We start from the raw sequence: 16,292 nt of genomic DNA, 5'->3' as shown, positions 1-16,292 counted from the left end.
TACACCCGTGTTGTCCGACTTCACGCGGACCTTCACGTTGTAGTCCACCACGCGCTTGACAGGGACCAAGACCTTCATTGCTGCAGCTCCTAGAGTTGGTTGAATTGACGTTTACGTAAACTGGAACATTCTATGCGGCACTGCAACGAAAGCGCTACGGGCCCAGCACACAGATCAAACGATTAGAAAAAAGAACGATCGTGCTTTTTGTGGATTATAGGCGAGTGGGCGCAGCACCTGTCTAGAGTTTGCTGTCGCCTTGGGCAACCTGCAGCCAACGGACAAGCGGGCAGGGCTACTCAGAACCCGCCAGTGCGCGGCCCACCGCCGCATTCGACACAGCAGGGGGCAGTGCTCCCTCGACCTGCACATGCATGACCCGCTGCGGATAAGGGATTTCGATCTTGTGGGCGCGCAGTGCACTCAGGATGGCGCGGTTGATCTCCGAGCGCAGGCCCAGCGAACCGTTCTCGGGGTCGGCAATCCAGAAGCCCACGGTGAACTCCAGCCCATCGGCACCAAACGCCGACAAGGACACACTGGGCGCCGGATCGCGCAGCACACGGCTGCTGGCAAAGGCGGCCTCGCCCAGCAGCCGCGTCACCAGGTCCACATCGCTCTCATAGCCCACGCTCACCACGGTGGACAACCAGACGCGGGGGTCCGCCAGCGACAGGTTTTCCACCCGCTGGATGATCAGCATCTCATTGGGCACGATGGACTCGCGGCCCGTGGACGAGCGCACCACCGTGTAGCGCGCATTGATATCGGTGATGCGCCCCTCAAAATTGTCCACCCGCACATTGTCACCAATGCGCATGCTGCGCTCGGCCAGGATCACAAAACCGCTCACATAGTTGGACGCCAGCTTCTGCAGGCCAAAGCCAATCCCCACCCCCACAGCGCCGCCCAGCACAGACAACGCGGTCAGGTCAATGCCCACGGCCGACAGGGCCATGATGAGCCCGACGAAGATCAGCAGCGCCCGCACGGCATTGCTCACGGCCTTGCGCAGCGACAGCTCGGCCCCGGTGGCCGAGCGCAGCAGGCGCGACTCGATGGCGGCAGATATCCACAGCGCGATCAGCAGCACGGCAGCAGCCGTCAGTGCCCCTTCAATCATGGTGCGCACCGACAGCGTGGCGCCTCCCACCTTCCAGTGGATCTGGTCCAGCTCTTCGAGCACCAGGGGCAACAGCCCCGTGACCCACAGCACCATGCCCAGCCAGGCCAGCCACGAGATGGAGCGTTCAATCGGCCGCACCCAGGCGGCATCCGGGTAGGCCACCTGCAGCACCTTCACCCCGATGCGGATGACCACCAGCGACACCAGCACCGGCACGGCGACCTTGAACACGGCCAGCGGAACCCACTGCAGCAGCACGGTGCGCGCCACATAAGCCAGGCACAGCAACGCCAGCGGAAACAGTGCGCCATCGACTATCCGCGTGCCGAACAGGATGGAGCGCGGGTCACCCCGGTGCAGCCCACGCTGCAGCAGCGACACCAGCAACCAGGCCAGGCCCAGGCAGGCGGCCAGGGCGGCAAACTCCACCAGCACCGTGGGTCGAAGAAACGCCTCGGCCCAGCGGCCCACATCTTCCAGCATGGGGGTTTCTGTCGTGGCCATGGCTCTCAGCGCTTCCAGGTAGGCTGGCGCTTTTCGGCAAAGGCGCGCGCGCCTTCCTGCGCGGCGTCGTCCATCATGTTGGTGGCCATGGTCTGACCCGCCAGCTGGTAGGCCGCATCGATGCCCAGCTCCCGCTGCTGGTACACCAGCGCCTTACCCATGGCTACGGCCACGCGGGGCTTTTGCAGGATGGACTCCACCAACTTTTCGACCTCGGCATCCAGCGCATCGGCGGGCACCACACGGTTCACCAGACCCTGCGCCAGCGCGGTGGGCGCATCGATGAAATCGCCGGTGAGCAACATTTCCATAGCCCGCTTGGCGGGCACATTGCGCACGAGCGGCACGCTGGGCGTCGCGCAGAACAGGCCGTAGTGGATGCCGCTGGTGGCAAAGCTGGCGCTGTCGGCCGCCACCGCCAGGTCGCACTGCGCCACCAGCTGGCAGCCCGCCGCCGTCGCCATGCCCTGCACCCTGGCGATCACGGGTACTGGCAGCTTGTGGATGGTCAGCATCATGCGGCTGCATTGCGCAAACAGCTTCTGGTAGTACGCCAGCGCCGGGTTCGCCGCCATGTCCTTGAGGTTGTGCCCGGCACAGAAGGCCTTGCCTGCTGCGGCCAGCACCACCACACGCACGGACTCGTCGCGGCCCGCATCGTCCAGCGCCTGTTGCAGCGCAGAGAGCATCTCTGCACCCAGCGCGTTGAAGCGGGCCGGGTCGTTCAGGGTCAAGGTGACCACGCCACGGGCGTCGCGGGTGGTTGTCAGCACATCATCGAAGTTCTTTGTCGTCATAGTTTGCTCCTCTCAGCCATCTGCACGCCGACTGAAACTGGCACTGCCCAGGCGGGGGCCGCCGCGCAAGGGCCGCCCCGCCGCGCTGGCGGCGTCCCCCTTCCGCATCGCGCAGCGATGCAAGAGAAGGGGGAAGCGGCGAAGCCGCTCAGGGGGTTGGTCACAAATCCGCGAGGACCCGCAAATGTGCCTCCACACTGCGCGCCAGCGGCCCCATCACATAGCCGCCCTCCAGGCACGACACGATGCGGCCCTTGGCATAGCGGCGTGCCACGTCCTTCACGCGCTGGGTGATCCAGGCGTAATCCTGCTCGGTCAGGCCCAGCTGGCCCATGTCGTCCTCGCGGTGGCCGTCAAAACCCGCACTCACAAAAATCATCTCGGGCTTGAAGGCTTCCAGCCGGGGCATCCACATCATCTCGATGATCTCGCGGATGTCCATGCCCCGCGTGTAGGCGGGCACGGGCACGTTGACCATGTTCGGGGCGGGATCGTGGTCGCCGCTGTAGGGGTAGAACGGGTGCTGGAAGATGCTGACCATCAGCGCCCGGGGGTCATTGGCCAGGATGTCTTCGGTGCCATTGCCGTGGTGCACATCAAAGTCCACCACCGCCACGCGCTGCAGGTTGTAGCGCTGCAGCGCATATTTGGCCGCCACAGCCACGTTGTTGAAGAAGCAGAAACCCATGGCCTTGTCGCGGCAGGCATGGTGGCCGGGGGGGCGCACCGAGCAGAACGCGTTTTCCACCTCGCCCGCCATCACGGCATCGGTGGCAGCCAGGGCTGCCCCGGCGGCACGCAGCGACGCCTTCCAGGTGTGGGCGTTGATGGAGGTGTCGGTGTCGATCTGCGCGTAGTTGGGGCCGCCCGCCATCAGCTCTTCGTTGAGCCGGTCTGACAGGCCGCGCAACGCCGCAATGTGCATGCGCCCGTGGGCCAGCTCGATGTCGGCCAGCGAGGCCTCGGGGGCGTCGTAGCGCTCCAGCGCGTCGGCCACGCCGGTGATCAGCAAGCGATCCTCAATGGCGTCCAGCCGTTCGGGGCATTCGGGGTGGCCCGGGCCCATCTCGTGCTTCCAACAATCCCGATGGGTGAAATAGCCCGTCTTGCTCACAGTCTTGTCCCCGCGTGTCGCATTTTTCTCAATTTTTCGGATAACGTCATGCCATGAACGCACAGCACAAAATCAAATCACTTCTGGATCAGCTTAACACGGTGATCGTGGGCAAACAGGCCCAGGTCCAGGACTGCGTGGCCTGCCTGCTGGCAGGGGGGCACCTGCTGATCGAAGACGTGCCCGGGGTGGGCAAGACCACCCTGGCCCACGCCTTGTCACGCACCTTCGGCCTGCAGTTCTCGCGCGTGCAGTTCACGGCCGACCTGATGCCCAGCGACCTGACCGGCGTGTCGGTGTACGAACGCGGCAAGGAAGCCTTCGTGTTCCACCCCGGCCCGGTGTTTGCCCAGGTGCTGCTGGCCGACGAAATCAACCGCGCCAGCCCCAAGACGCAAAGCGCGCTGCTCGAAGCCATGGAAGAAAAGCAGGTGTCGGTGGAGGGCGAAACCCGCGCCCTGCCCCACCCGTTCTTCGTGATCGCCACGCAGAACCCGCACGACCAGCTAGGCACCTTCGCGCTGCCCGAGTCGCAGCTCGACCGCTTTTTGATGCGCATCTCCATCGGCTACCCCGACCGCGCCGCGGAACGTGTGCTGCTGGCGGGCGCGGACCGGCGCGACATGGTGGACACCATGCTGCCACTGCTGTCCGACGAGGAACTGGCCGAGCTGCAGCGCCAAGTGCAGGCCATCCACACGGCCGATCCGCTGCTCAACTATGTGCAGGACCTGATTGCGGCCACCCGCTCGGGCCGGTGGTTTCTGCAAGGGCTCTCGCCCCGCGCGGGCATTGCCCTGGTGCGCGCGGCCAAGGCGCAGGCCCTCATCAGCGGGCGCGACTATGTGGCGCCCGATGATGTGCAGGCGGTGCTGCCCCAGACCATTGCCCACCGCCTGGTGCCCGTGGGCGACGCCGGACGCGGCGCGGTGGAGCAGGTGCGCGCGATGGTCGAAGCGGTTCCATTGCCCTGACCCATGGAATCCGCCACCCCACCGCCCCTCCCACCCCTCGCGCGCTGGCGCAGCCTGGCCGCCACGCTCAACCCATTTGCGCCGCTGCGCCGCCGCTTCCAGCGCTGGTGGCAGGCGCGCCTGCCGCTGAGCGACACGCTGGCGCTCACGCAGCGCAATGTCTACATCCTGCCCACCGGTTCGGGCTGGATGCTGGCGTTGACGCTGATCGTGCTGCTCATCGCGTCCATCAACTACCAGCTCAACCTGGGCTACCTGCTCACCTTTTTGCTGGCGGGCAGTGCGGTGATCGGCATGCACATCTGCCACGCCAACCTGCGCGGCCTGACCCTGCACCTGAAAGCACCCGAGCCGCACTTCATGGGCAGCAGCACCGCGTTTGACATCCAGCTGTCCAGCGAGCGCAAGACCCCGCGCTACGGCATCGCCCTGTCGGTGCACGGCACGGGCAAGGAGGCGCAAAAGGAACCCCATCATTGGGCCTGGACCGACGTGCCAGCGCAAGGGCAGTCCAGCGTGCAAGTCGCTTTCAAGCCCGAGCGCCGGGGCCTGCACCGCGTTCCCACATTGACCGCCGAGACGCGCTTTCCGCTGGGCACCTTCCGCGTCTGGACCTACTGGCGCCCCGCTGCCCAGGTGCTGGTCTACCCCGCACCCGAAACCCCGACACCGCCCCTGCCGTCTGGCGAACCGCGCGCGGGCGGAGCGGGCAACACGCCCACACAGGGCATTGGCGAATTCGACGGTGTGCGCGCCTACCGCCGGGGCGATCCGCTCAAGCTCGTGGTCTGGAAGAAGGCCGCCAAGTCGCTGGCCACTGGCACCGACGACCTGGTGAGCCGCGACGCCCAGCAGGCCCAGCGGCACGAGCTGTGGCTGGACCTGGCCCGTGCCTCACTGCCCGACCACGAGGCCCGCATCTCGCGCCTCACCGCCTGGGTGCTGCAGGCCGACCGGCTGGGGCTGGACTATGGCCTGCGCCTGCCGGGTGTGGAGATCGCCCCGGACACGGGGGCGGCCCATCGCAGAAATTGCCTGGAGGCACTGGCATTGTGCTGATTCGTCCCTCAGAATTTAGATCAAACTGGCACCTTGCGCTTGCTAGAAAAGCGCAGAAAGCTACATTTTTGATAGCAAATCAATCACCACCTGTCGGGCGTGCCCCCTTGCCATGAACCTGCGACAGACCCTTGTTTCCCTGCCTCGCGACGCCCGCGACACGCTTTTTCTGCTGTTCGTGATCGTCTGGGTGATCGCGCCGCAGGTGTCCAACCTGCCGGTGTGGACCAGCCTGCTGGCTGGCGGCCTGCTGCTGTGGCGCGGCTGGCTGGCCTGGACGGGCCGCCCCCTGCCCGGCCGCTGGACAGTGGCCGCCCTGCTCCTGGTAGCGGTGGCAGGCACACTGTTCACGCACCGCACCATCCTCGGGCGGGATGCGGGTGTCACCCTCATCGTCATGCTGCTCGCCCTCAAGATGCTGGAGCTGCGCGCACGCCGCGATGCCATGGTGGTGTTCTTCCTGGGCTTCTTCACGATGCTCAGCAATTTCTTCTTCTCGCAATCTCTGCTGACTGCCGCCGCCATGCTGGTGGCGCTTCTGGGGCTGCTCATGGCACTGGTCAATGCCCACATGCCGGTAGGGCGCCCGCCGCTGGCGCAGACCTTTCGCATGGCGGGCACCATGGCCCTGCTGGGCGCGCCCATCATGGTGGCGCTGTTCATGCTGTTCCCACGCATGTCACCGTTGTGGGGCATGCCCGGCGAAAACCTCTCCGGGCGTAGCGGCCTGTCGGGCACGATGAAGATCGGGGACATGGCCGAGATCGCACTGGATGAGCGGGTGGCCATCCGCCTGCGCTTCGAGGGGGCGCCCACCGATGTGCCTGCGCAATCCACGCTGTACTTTCGTGGGCCCGTCATGACCGCGTTCGATGGCCGGGAATGGCAGGCCGAGCCCTTCCGCGAAGACAGCGCCTGGGCCGCACGTGCAGCCCTGCCCGCCAATCTGCAGGTCAGCGGCCCGGCGGTGCGCTATGAGGTGACGCTCGAACCCCAGCGCCAGCCCTGGCTGATGGTGCTGGAGGCCACCCCCGAGGCGCCCCAGCTGCCCAACAACATGCAGGCCTACATGACGCAGGATCTGCAGTGGATGACCGCACGTCCCATCACCGAGGTGATGCGCTACCAGGCCGTGAGCTACCCCGAGTTCCGCCACGGCCCCCAGCAGTCGGTGCGGCAACTGCGCGTGTACACCGAGCTGCCGCCCGGCTTCAATCCGCGCACCCTGGAGCTGGCGGCACAGATGCGGGCAGACCCTGCACTGGCCAACGCCCGCACGGAAGTTCTGGTCAATGCCGTCCTGCAACGCCTGCGCACAGGGGGCTACAACTACTCCCTCGATCCAGGCGTCTATGGCCAGCACACCGCCGACGAGTTCTGGTTTGACCGCAAGGAAGGTTTTTGCGAACACATCGCCTCGGCCTTCGTGGTGCTGATGCGCGCGATGGATGTGCCAGCACGCATCGTCACGGGCTACCAGGGCGGCGAGCGCAACCCCGTGGATGGCTACTGGACGGTGCGCAACGCCGATGCCCATGCCTGGTCCGAAGTCTGGATGGAGGGGCGTGGCTGGGTGCGTGTAGATCCCACAGGCGCCGTCTCGCCGAACCGCGTGGGCCAGTTCCAGCGTTTGCGCGCGCCCCAGGGTGCGTTCGCCAACGCCCTGGGCACCCTCAGCCCGGGCATGGTGCAGAACCTGCGGGCCGTGTGGGAAGCCGTCAACAACGGCTGGAACCAGTGGGTGCTCAACTACACCCAGAGCCGCCAGATGGACCTGCTCAAGGCGCTGGGGTTTGAATCCCCCAGCTGGCAGGACCTCACCACCGTGCTGGGCAGCCTGGTCATCGCGGCTGCACTGGGCGGCATGGGCTGGAGCCTTTGGGAACGTGCCCAGCACGACCCCTGGCTGCGGCTGCTGGCCCGCACGCGCCAGCGCCTGGCGCGCGCCGGCCTGACGCTGCCCGAAACCCTGCCCCCTCGCGCCATGGCCGAACGGGTGCGCGCGCACTTCGGCCCGCAGGCTGCTGGGGTGGCAGACTGGCTGCTGCGGCTGGAACGCCTGCGCTACGCCCCCCACCCCGACACCGAACTGGGAGCCCTGCGGCGCGAGTTTCGCGCACTGCCCTGGCCAAACCGATGAATCCCCCCTGAGCGGCTTCGCCGCTTCCCCCCAAGGGGACGATGCCCTTGCTGCGGGGCGGCCCTTGCTTGGCATCCCTGGCCTGGGTCGCGTCGGTTTCGGGGCGCAGGGACAAAACAAAGTAACGAACAACCCAAATGAAGAAGACAGCTCCATGGATCACAACAGCTATATTTTTGATAGCTGCTTGCGCACTACCAGTAAGCGCTAGCCCGCAAAAATCCTCCAAAACCAGCATCACAAAGCAAAAGCCAGCCGTGCTCTACGCATCGCGCCCCGAGGCGCTGCAGTTTGCCGACGACCTGGCTGCGCGCCGCGACCTGGACCGCGAATGGGTGCGCCAGGCCATCGGGCAGGCGCATTTTTTGCCGCAGGTGCCCCGGCTCATGCTGCCGCCACCCAAGGGCACGGCCAAGAACTGGCGCGTGTACCGCAGCCGCTTCATCGACCCCATCCGCATCCGCGCCGGCCAGCGGTTCTGGCAGGAGAACCAGGCCATGCTGGAGCAGGCCGAGCGCGAGTACGGCGTGCCCGCCGAGATCATCGTGGGCATCATCGGCGTGGAGACCATCTACGGCCAGCAGATGGGCACGTTCCGCGTGATGGACGCGCTGGCCACGCTGGCGTTTGATTTCCCATCAGCCCATCCTCGCGCCAAGGAGCGCACCGAATTTTTCCGCCGCGAGCTGGAGCAGTTCCTGAGCCTCACCAACCGCAGCAACACCGACCCGTTCGAGCCGCGCGGCAGCTACGCTGGTGCCATGGGCCTGGGACAGTTCATGCCGTCGAGCTGGGTGCGTTACGCCGTGGACTATGACGGCGATGGCCGCGTGGACCTGTTCAACAGCCCGGCCGACGCCATCGGCTCGGTAGCCAACTACTTCCGGGGCCACGGCTGGACGCCGGGCATGCCCACGCACTTTGGCGTGCAGTTCGACACGGCACGGCTGCAGATGGATGACCTGCTGGCGCCCGACATCCTGCCCACCTTCAGCGTGGCCAGCATGCAAGCCAAGGGCGCTGTGCTCGACGCGGCTGGCGTACAACACAACGGCCCGCTTGCGCTGGTGGAGCTGCAAAACGGCGCAGAGGCGCCGAGCTATGTGGCGGGCACCGAAAATTTCTACGCCATCACCCGCTACAACTGGTCGAGCTACTACGCGATGGCGGTGATCGAGCTGGGCCGCGAAGTGGCGGCGGCGCGCGCGCGCTGACCCGCGCAGGCGCACCGGGGCGTCTTTTCGGGGGAGGCGCTGCAGCGCTCCGCAGGCCCGGCAGGGGGACGGCCGGACGGCCGATGCGGGGTTTGGCGGCGCCTGCAAGCGCGCTTGCGCAAGTCAGTCCACAATGCCCGGCTTGGACCGCTGGCCCGGCAGCCCTGCAGCAGCGGCACACCTCTTTGCCCACCCCCACCCAACCCTTTTCTTCATGCCTGTATCACCTTCTCCAACGCCCGCTGTGGACGCCATCGTCCGGGTGCGCGGCGTGAGCAAAACCTACGCGGGCGGCTTTCAGGCGCTCAAGAACATCGACCTGGACATCCGGCGCGGCGAGATTTTTGCCCTGCTCGGGCCCAACGGCGCGGGCAAGACCACGCTCATCAGCGTGATCTGCGGCATGAGCAATGCCACGGCCGGCTCCATCACCGCAGACGGCCACGACACCGTGCGCGACTACCGCGCCGCCCGCGCGGCCATTGGCCTGGTGCCGCAAGAGCTGCACACCGATTCGTTTGAAACCGTGTGGGCCACAGTCAACTTCAGCCGGGGCCTGTTTGGCAAGGCGCCCAACCCGGCGTTCATCGAGAAGATCCTCAAGGACCTGTCGCTGTGGGACAAGAAGGACAGCAAGATCCTCGCGCTGTCGGGCGGCATGAAGCGCCGCGTGCTGATCGCCAAGGCGCTGTCGCACGAGCCCAAAATCCTGTTCCTGGACGAACCCAGTGCTGGCGTCGACGTGGAGCTGCGCCATGACATGTGGCGCCTGGTGCGCGAGTTGCGCGACGCGGGAACCACCATCATCCTCACCACGCACTACATCGAAGAAGCCGAAGACATGGCCGACCGCATCGGTGTGATCCGCAAGGGTGAGCTGATCGTGGTGGAAGACAAGGACGTGCTGATGCGCAAGCTGGGCAAGAAGCAGCTCACGCTGACCCTGCAGCAGCCGATGGACCAAGTGCCCGACGCGCTGGCACGCTGGCCGCTCGTGCTGAGCCAGGGCGGCACCGCGCTGACCTACACCTTCGACACGCAGCAGGAGGACACGGGCATTGCCGCCCTGTTGCGCGCACTGGCCGAGCACGGCATTGACTTCAAGGATCTGCACTCCAGCGAAAGCTCGCTGGAAGACATCTTCGTGAGCCTGGTACACCGAGACCGGAACCAGGCCCCCTCCGAACAGAAAGCACCCCAAGCATGACCGGCCTGAACCTGCATGGCGTGCGCGCCATCTACCGCTTCGAGATGAACAGGGCCTTTCGCACCTGGATGCAAAGCCTGATCGCACCGGTGCTCACCACCGCTCTCTACTTCATTGTTTTTGGCTCCGCCATCGGCTCGCGCATGGGCGACATCGGCGGCGTGAGCTACGGCGCCTACATCATCCCCGGGCTGCTCATGCTGTCGCTATTGAGCGAGAGCATTTCCAACTCGGCCTTCGGCATCTACATGCCCAAGTGGTCCGGCACCATCTACGAGTTGCTCAGCGCACCTGTGAACTGGGTGGAGGTGCTGCTGGGCTACGTGGGCGCAGCGGCCAGCAAGTCGCTGCTGGTGTCGGTGCTCATCCTCACCACGGCCCGGGTGTTCGTGCCCTACGAAGTGGCGCACCCGGTGTGGATGGTGGGCTTCCTCGTACTCACCGCCGTCACGTTCTGCCTGTTCGGTTTCATCATCGGCCTGTGGGCCGACAGCTTTCAAAAGCTGCAGGTCATCCCGCTGCTGGTCATCACGCCGCTGACCTTTCTGGGCGGGGCGTTCTACAGCATCAACATGCTGCCGCCGTTCTGGCAGACCGTTTCGCTGTTCAACCCGGTGGTCTATCTCATCAGCGGACTGCGCTGGGCGTTCTATGGCCAGGCCGATGTCCACATTGGCGTGAGCACGGGCATGACGCTGGTGTTCATGGCCGCGTGCCTCGTCGTGGTGTGGTGGGTGTTCAAGACGGGGCGCCGCATCCGGCGTTGAGCCCGCCGCCCCAAAAACATTCACGCTGAGCCCTTCGGCGGACTCAGCGTGAACGGTTCAGGACGTGGGCTCAATACCGCTGCATGCTGCAGCTGTGCGGCTGCTGCGCCTTGGCAGCAGGAATCTGCCGCACCACGCGAAAGCCGTAGCCAGAGCCTTCCACATCAAACTTCACGCCCGGCGCGCCTTTTTTGTCCATCACGCCCACCACCAGCGCCTGCTGGAACTGGTGGTCCGCCGCGCGCATGCTGCCGCCCTGGCCCGAGAGCCGCACATCGGCCTTCTCCATCTGGCGCGCCACGGCCACGGCGTCGGTGCTGCCCGCACGCTCGATGGACTGGGCAAGGGCCTCCACCATGAGCTGCATGCGCATGTGCACGTAGTCGTCCTGCGGTTTGGGAAAACGCTCGCGGAAAGACTGGTAGAACGCCTCGCTCTGGGCGCCTGGCACATTGGGCAGCCAGTCGGCCACCGCCACCACCTTGCCAATGCCTGCATCACCCATGGCAGCGGGCGCACCCAGCGCGTTGCCATAGAAGGTATAGAAGCTGCCCTCGTAGCCCACTTCCCGCGCGGCCTTCACCAGCAGGGACAGGTCATTGCCCCAGTTGCCTGTGACCACTGCCTGCGCGCCGCTGGTCTTGATCTTGACGGCGTAGGGTGCAAAGTCCTTCACGCGGCCCACCGGGTGCAGCTCGTCGCCCACCACCGCCACATCGGGGCGTTGTGCGGCCAGCTGCTTCTTGGCCTCGCGCAGCACGGCTTGGCCAAAGCTGTAGTCCTGGCCGATGAGGTACACACTTTTGAGGGACTTGTCTTCACGCATCACATCCATCAGCGCGGCCATGCGCATGTCGGCGTGGGCGTCAAAGCGAAAGTGCCAGAAGCTGCACTTCTCGTTGGTGAGGATGGGGTCCACCGCCGAGTAATTCAGAAAAATCACGCGCTTGTTCGGCTCGCGCTCGTTGTGTTTGTTGATCGCCTCGATCAGCACCGCCGCCGTAGCCGATGAATTGCCCTGCAGGATGACCTGCGCGCCATCGTCGATGGCCGCACGCAGGGCCGACAGCGCCTCTTCGTTCTGGCCCTTGCTGTCGTAGCGCTCCAGCGCCAGCGGGCGGGGGCCACCCGCAGCGGCTGGCAACTGCACGCCACCCCGCGCGTTCACACGTTCCATGGCCCAGTAGATGTTGCGGTAAACCGCTTCGCCCGTGTTGGCAAATGCGCCCGACAGGCTTTCGATGAGCGCCACCTTCACGGGCTTGGCCTGCGCCACGGCAGTGGCTGGCGCTGCAGCCTGGGCATGGCTGGCGGACACTGGCAGCAGCACGCAGCACAGCGTGGCTGCTGCGGCCAAAACGGATTGACGTAATGCCGCTGCGCCTGTTTTCAAGCCCACGGAGTGCAATTTATTCATGCCATTTTTCCCTTGAAATGCGGTGTGGCCGCACACACCTCTTTGGCATGCGGCGACCACGTCGAGAGCCGCGCAGTGTATAGGAGTACCCCATGATCTTCGCCCCCGTGATCCGCCGCGCCGCCTACGCCCAAGCACCCCGTTCCGCCGACCAGGCACTGCAGCGTTTTCTGATGGGCACGCTGGCTGACCCCGCTGCCGCACGTTCTGCAGCAGGCTGCACTGTCACGCAGGACGACAAAGCGACCACCTTGCAGCTGGATGTGCCCGGCCTGGCCCGCGAGCAGTTGCAGATCAGCATTGAAGGCAACGTGGTGCGCCTGCAAAGTGTGGAAGGAGCCCCCCGCAAGGTGCAGCGCGCCTGGGAGCTGGCCGCCGACATCGACGCCGCCCACAGCAGCGCCAAGCTGGAAAACGGCGTACTGACGCTGACTCTGGCCAAGGTGGAGCCTGCCAGCAAGGCCACCACGCTGACGATCCACTAACTATTGAATTAATAGCTAAAAACGCCCGTACCATAAGCGGCACGGGCGTTTTTCATTCAAATTCTCTTTCCAGACCGGATGCATTACTCATGCCGTAGCGCATCGATGGGGTCCATGCGGGCAGCGCGCCGTGCCGGGAAGTAGCCAAACACCACGCCAATGCCCGCAGAGAAAAGAAACGACAGCAAATTCACCCCGGGGTTGAACAGGTAGGGCACCCCCATCAGCCCTGACAGCGCGAGCGACGCGCCCGTGGCCAGCACGATGCCGATGAGACCGCCCAGCGCGGCCAGTACCACGGCCTCGATCAGGAACTGCAGCAGCACCTCGCGCTCCAGCGCGCCAATGGCCAGGCGCAGGCCAATCTCGCGCGTGCGCTCGGTCACGCTCACCAGCATGATATTCATGATGCCGATGCCGCCCACCAGCAGGCTCACGGCGGCCACGGCACCCAGCAGCGTGGTCAGCACCTTGGTGGTGCCCGAGAGCGTGTCGGCCAGCTGCTTGGTGTCGAGCACGTTGAAGTTGTCTTCGTCCGAGTCCGACAGCTTGCGCAGCTCGCGCAACAGTTGGGTGAGGCTGGCCTTCACGCGCTCGGGGTCGCTGCCGTCCTTCATCGACACCAGCAGGGTTTGCACCCGCGTGTTGCCGGTCACGCGGCGCTGCAGCGTGCGCAGAGGCACCAGCACGGTGTCGTCCTGGTCGTTGCCAAACGCACCCTGCCCTTTGGACGCCAGCACGCCCACCACCTCGCACGAAAACGCCTTCACGCGCAGCTGGCCGCCCACGGCATCGGCGGTGCCAAACAGCTCGCGCCGCACGGTCTCACCGATCAGGCAGACGGCGGCACCCGCGCGCAATTCAGCGTCGGTAAAGACGCGGCCAGTGCGCACCGTCCAATTGCCGGTCTCCAGCCAGGCGTTGGTGCTGCCGATCACGCTGGTCGTCCAGTTGCGCCCGCCCACCACGGCGGTGGCGGCGGCGCGCGCCTCGGGCGCCACGGCCAGGATGCCGCCGATCTGCTGCGCGATCATGTCGGCATCGGTGTCCTTGAAGGCCGGGGCGCCCGTGCCGCCGCCGGGCCCCATGCGTTGGCCGGGGCGCACCTGCAGCAGGTTGGTGCCCAGGCCCGAGATCTGGTTCTGGATGGCCAGCGTGGCGCCATTGCCCAGCGTGACCATGGTGATCACCGCGCTCACGCCGATCACGATGCCCAGGATGGTGAGGAAAGAGCGCATCAGGTTGCGCCGGATGGAGCGCAGCGCCAGCAGCAGGGTGTTGAGCAACATCAGTGGCCTCCTGAATCCGCAGTGACCACATTCGATACGTTCGATACAGCATCAGCGTCCAGGCCCTTGGGGTGCGGGTTGGGCGCGTCACTATCCACCACGCCATCCACAAACCGCACGATGCGCCGTGCGTACTGCGCCATGTCGGGCTCGTGCGTGACCATCAGCACGGTGATGCCGTGGTCGGCGTTCAGGCGCCACAGCAGTTCCATGATCTCGTAGCTGCGCTGGGTGTCGAGGTTGCCGGTGGGCTCGTCGGCCAGCAGCACATCGGGCTCGGTGACGATGGCGCGCGCAATGGCCACGCGCTGCTGCTGCCCGCCCGACAGCTCGGCGGGCGTGTGGTGCTCCCAGCCCTTGAGGCCAACGGCCTCCAGCGCACGTGCGGCCGCAGCGTGGCGCGCGGTGGCCGACTCGCCCCGGTACAGCAGGGGCAGCTCCACATTCTCTTGCGCCGAGGTGCGCGCCAGCAGGTTGAAGCCCTGGAACACAAAGCCAAAGTAGCGCCGCCGCAGCCGTGCCCGCTCGTCGCGCGAGAGCGACTCCACATGCACGCCCTTGAACAGGTATTCGCCCGTGGTGGGCCGGTCCAGGCAGCCCAGCGTGTTCATGGCCGTGGACTTGCCCGAGCCGCTGGGGCCCATGATGGCCACAAAGTCTCCTTGCGCAATGTCCAAGTCCACGCCCTTGAGCGCCTGAAAGGCCAGCGCCCCTTCGCCATAGACCTTGGTCACGCCACGCAGGCGGATGATGGGGGTGTCGCCCGCCACGCTCATGGCTTGGCCCCTGCCGCGCGCTGGTCGGTGATCACGGCCATGCCGGGCGTGAGGCCGTCGCCTGTGACCTCGGTATGGCGGCCATCGCTGATGCCCACCTGCACATCGATGGGCTTGGCGGCACCTTCCTGCAGCACCCACACCTGCCGCGTCTTGCCCGCGCCATCGCCCGCCTCGCCCCCCGCACCCGGTTTGCGTGGGCCCGAGCCAGACCGTGGCATGCGCGGCATGAGCTGCGACATGATGCCGCCACCACTGCCGCTGCCCGACGCGCCGGGCTTGGCGCCACCCGCCCCGGGCTTCGCCTCGGCCCCTGCGGCCTGAGCGGGCGTGAAGCGCAGCGCCGTGTTGGGCACCAGCAGCACATCCTTTCGTTCAGTGGAAGTGATGGTGGCCGCCGCCGTCATGCCGGGGCGCAGGCTCATGTCGCTGTTGTTCACCTCCAGCCAAGTGATGTAGGTGACCACGTTGTCCGTCTTGGTGGAGCCAAACGACACGCGCGTGACCTGGGCCGGGTAGCGGCGCGAGGGATAGGCGCTGACCGTGAAGCTCGCGTCCTGACCCACCTTGACCGAGCCCACGTCGGCCTCGTCCACGCTCACATCCAGCCGCAGCCGCGTGAGGTCTTCGGCCACGGTGAACAGCGTTACGGCCTGCAGCGAAGCGGCCACGGCGTTGCCGGGCTCCACCGTGCGGGTCAGCACCACGCCGTCGATGGGCGAGCGGATGGAGGCCTTGGACAGGTTGGTCTCGTCGGTGGACAGCGCCGCACGGGCGTCCTCCACCGTGGCGCGGGCGCTGGTTTCATCGGCGCGGGCGCGGTCCAGCGTGGCGCGGCCTGCGTCCAGCTCGGAGGCCGAGGGTACCTTGCCGCCGGACAGGCGGGCCACTTCTTCGAGCCGGCCAAAGTTGGCAATGGCCTCCTTGGTGGTGGCCACGGCCTGGGCCAGGCGGGCCTGCGCCGACGCCAGCGAGGCCCGCGAGCGCAGCACCTGCGATTCGAGCTTGGCGGTGTCCAGCTCCACCAGCAGCTGTCCCTTCTTGACCTTGTCGTTCACGTCCACCAGCACGTTGCGCACGGTGCCCGACAGCTCGCTGCCAATGGTGACCGAGCGCGTGGGCTGCAGCGTGCCATTGGCCGACACGGTGAGTGTGAGATTGCCCCGGCGCAGCTCTTCGGTGACATAGGTGGGTGCCGTGCTGGCACTCTGGCGCGACTGCCAGGCATACAAGCCGCCGCCCACCACCACGAGCGCGGCCACCCCCAGCCACACGGTAGTGCGCTGCCACCAGCGGCAGGGCCGGTCGGCACCCAGCAAGGCGCTCAGGTCGGCAGGGGCGGATTTGGCGGGTGCAGAGGAAGCTGAAGTGTCGGAATTTGGCATGGGACGTGAATTAGAAAATGGGGGCTGGCAGGCAATGG

At 66.2% G+C, this 16,292-nt stretch carries 14 protein-coding genes and 1 pseudogene; 7 read left to right on the top strand and 8 right to left on the bottom strand.

Annotated elements, in window-relative coordinates; genetic code table 11:
• The 4 genes and pseudogenes from ACSQ22_RS14035 to ACSQ22_RS14020 form a co-directional block, all read right to left on the bottom strand.
• A pseudogene (locus tag ACSQ22_RS14035) lies at positions 1-78 on the bottom strand (electron transfer flavoprotein subunit beta/FixA family protein); the annotation flags it as partial.
• Between the two features lie 217 nt (positions 79-295).
• The gene (locus ACSQ22_RS14030; protein ID WP_436130669.1) at positions 296-1,630 is read right to left on the bottom strand and encodes a mechanosensitive ion channel family protein; all 1,335 of its coding nucleotides are present in this window, start codon (positions 1,628-1,630) and stop codon (positions 296-298) included.
• Between the two features lie 5 nt (positions 1,631-1,635).
• Positions 1,636-2,427, bottom strand: coding sequence for an enoyl-CoA hydratase (locus tag ACSQ22_RS14025; RefSeq protein WP_436130668.1), 792 nt, complete (start codon positions 2,425-2,427; stop codon positions 1,636-1,638).
• A gap of 160 nt (positions 2,428-2,587) precedes the next feature.
• Positions 2,588-3,541 carry a histone deacetylase family protein gene (locus tag ACSQ22_RS14020; protein WP_176888873.1) on the bottom strand — a complete coding sequence of 318 codons (954 nt, stop codon included), beginning with the start codon at positions 3,539-3,541 and terminating at the stop codon, positions 2,588-2,590.
• Positions 3,542-3,594: 53 nt separating this feature from the next.
• On the opposite strand from ACSQ22_RS14020, the gene ACSQ22_RS14015 reads away from it, so the two are divergent.
• The 6 genes from ACSQ22_RS14015 (at position 3,595) to ACSQ22_RS13990 (ending at position 10,902) form a co-directional block, all read left to right on the top strand.
• Positions 3,595-4,515 (top strand): AAA family ATPase, encoded by a 921-nt coding sequence (locus tag ACSQ22_RS14015; RefSeq protein ID WP_010460095.1) that lies wholly within the window; start codon positions 3,595-3,597, stop codon positions 4,513-4,515.
• A gap of 3 nt (positions 4,516-4,518) precedes the next feature.
• On the top strand, positions 4,519-5,574 hold the full coding sequence (locus ACSQ22_RS14010) for a DUF58 domain-containing protein (protein ID WP_121419432.1): 1,056 nt from the start codon (positions 4,519-4,521) through the stop codon (positions 5,572-5,574).
• Positions 5,575-5,686: 112 nt separating this feature from the next.
• Positions 5,687-7,714, top strand: a complete 2,028-nt coding sequence (locus tag ACSQ22_RS14005; RefSeq protein WP_228900095.1) for a transglutaminase TgpA family protein — start codon at positions 5,687-5,689, stop codon at positions 7,712-7,714.
• Between the two features lie 137 nt (positions 7,715-7,851).
• Positions 7,852-8,928: a lytic murein transglycosylase B gene (mltB, locus tag ACSQ22_RS14000; protein ID WP_436130667.1), complete on the top strand. Its 1,077-nt coding sequence runs from the start codon at positions 7,852-7,854 to the stop codon at positions 8,926-8,928.
• 214 nt (positions 8,929-9,142) lie between these two features.
• Complete coding sequence (locus tag ACSQ22_RS13995; protein WP_436130666.1) at positions 9,143-10,135, top strand: ABC transporter ATP-binding protein; 993 nt, start codon at positions 9,143-9,145, stop codon at positions 10,133-10,135.
• A 5-nt stretch (positions 10,136-10,140) separates the two neighbouring features.
• Entirely contained in the window at positions 10,141-10,902 is a 762-nt protein-coding gene (locus ACSQ22_RS13990) for an ABC transporter permease (RefSeq protein WP_431153068.1), read from the top strand.
• 70 nt (positions 10,903-10,972) lie between these two features.
• On the opposite strand, the gene ACSQ22_RS13985 is transcribed toward ACSQ22_RS13990, so the two are convergent.
• Entirely contained in the window at positions 10,973-12,319 is a 1,347-nt protein-coding gene (locus ACSQ22_RS13985) for a branched-chain amino acid ABC transporter substrate-binding protein (RefSeq protein WP_436130665.1), read from the bottom strand.
• Between the two features lie 92 nt (positions 12,320-12,411).
• On the opposite strand from ACSQ22_RS13985, the gene ACSQ22_RS13980 reads away from it, so the two are divergent.
• Positions 12,412-12,804 (top strand): Hsp20/alpha crystallin family protein, encoded by a 393-nt coding sequence (locus tag ACSQ22_RS13980; RefSeq protein ID WP_431152361.1) that lies wholly within the window; start codon positions 12,412-12,414, stop codon positions 12,802-12,804.
• A gap of 83 nt (positions 12,805-12,887) precedes the next feature.
• Here the strand turns inward: ACSQ22_RS13980 and ACSQ22_RS13975 are convergent, their stop codons facing one another.
• From ACSQ22_RS13975 to ACSQ22_RS13965, 3 genes are read right to left on the bottom strand one after another with little or no spacing between them, the layout of a single operon-like run.
• Positions 12,888-14,093 carry an ABC transporter permease gene (locus ACSQ22_RS13975; RefSeq protein WP_436130664.1) on the bottom strand — a complete coding sequence of 402 codons (1,206 nt, stop codon included), beginning with the start codon at positions 14,091-14,093 and terminating at the stop codon, positions 12,888-12,890.
• Positions 14,093-14,869: an ABC transporter ATP-binding protein gene (locus ACSQ22_RS13970; protein ID WP_436130663.1), complete on the bottom strand. Its 777-nt coding sequence runs from the start codon at positions 14,867-14,869 to the stop codon at positions 14,093-14,095. The genes ACSQ22_RS13975 and ACSQ22_RS13970 overlap by 1 nt, the downstream gene beginning before the upstream one ends.
• Positions 14,866-16,254, bottom strand: coding sequence for an efflux RND transporter periplasmic adaptor subunit (locus ACSQ22_RS13965; protein ID WP_436130662.1), 1,389 nt, complete (start codon positions 16,252-16,254; stop codon positions 14,866-14,868). The genes ACSQ22_RS13970 and ACSQ22_RS13965 overlap by 4 nt, the downstream gene beginning before the upstream one ends.
• Between the last annotated feature and the right edge of the window lie 38 nt (positions 16,255-16,292).

Source organism: Acidovorax sp. LjRoot38 (assembly GCF_964252975.1).
In the GTDB taxonomy this organism is placed as follows: Bacteria; Pseudomonadota; Gammaproteobacteria; order Burkholderiales; family Burkholderiaceae_C; genus Acidovorax; species Acidovorax facilis.
This window is presented reverse-complemented; position numbering and strand designations above follow the sequence as displayed.

Excerpts from the sequence above, each read along its gene's own strand:
- ACSQ22_RS13995 (WP_436130666.1), top strand. The coding sequence starts at position 9,143 with ATGCCTGTATCACCTTCTCCAACGCCCGCTGTGGACGCCATCGTCCGG.
- ACSQ22_RS14005 (WP_228900095.1), top strand. The coding sequence starts at position 5,687 with ATGAACCTGCGACAGACCCTTGTTTCCCTGCCTCGCGACGCCCGCGAC.
- ACSQ22_RS14015 (WP_010460095.1), top strand. The coding sequence starts at position 3,595 with ATGAACGCACAGCACAAAATCAAATCACTTCTGGATCAGCTTAACACG.
- ACSQ22_RS13985 (WP_436130665.1), bottom strand. The coding sequence starts at position 12,319 with ATGAATAAATTGCACTCCGTGGGCTTGAAAACAGGCGCAGCGGCATTA.
- ACSQ22_RS14010 (WP_121419432.1), top strand. The coding sequence starts at position 4,519 with ATGGAATCCGCCACCCCACCGCCCCTCCCACCCCTCGCGCGCTGGCGC.
- ACSQ22_RS13965 (WP_436130662.1), bottom strand. The coding sequence starts at position 16,254 with ATGCCAAATTCCGACACTTCAGCTTCCTCTGCACCCGCCAAATCCGCC.
- ACSQ22_RS14030 (WP_436130669.1), bottom strand. The coding sequence starts at position 1,630 with ATGGCCACGACAGAAACCCCCATGCTGGAAGATGTGGGCCGCTGGGCC.
- ACSQ22_RS13975 (WP_436130664.1), bottom strand. The coding sequence starts at position 14,093 with ATGTTGCTCAACACCCTGCTGCTGGCGCTGCGCTCCATCCGGCGCAAC.
- ACSQ22_RS13980 (WP_431152361.1), top strand. The coding sequence starts at position 12,412 with ATGATCTTCGCCCCCGTGATCCGCCGCGCCGCCTACGCCCAAGCACCC.
- ACSQ22_RS14025 (WP_436130668.1), bottom strand. The coding sequence starts at position 2,427 with ATGACGACAAAGAACTTCGATGATGTGCTGACAACCACCCGCGACGCC.
- ACSQ22_RS13970 (WP_436130663.1), bottom strand. The coding sequence starts at position 14,869 with ATGAGCGTGGCGGGCGACACCCCCATCATCCGCCTGCGTGGCGTGACC.
- mltB (WP_436130667.1), top strand. The coding sequence starts at position 7,852 with ATGAAGAAGACAGCTCCATGGATCACAACAGCTATATTTTTGATAGCT.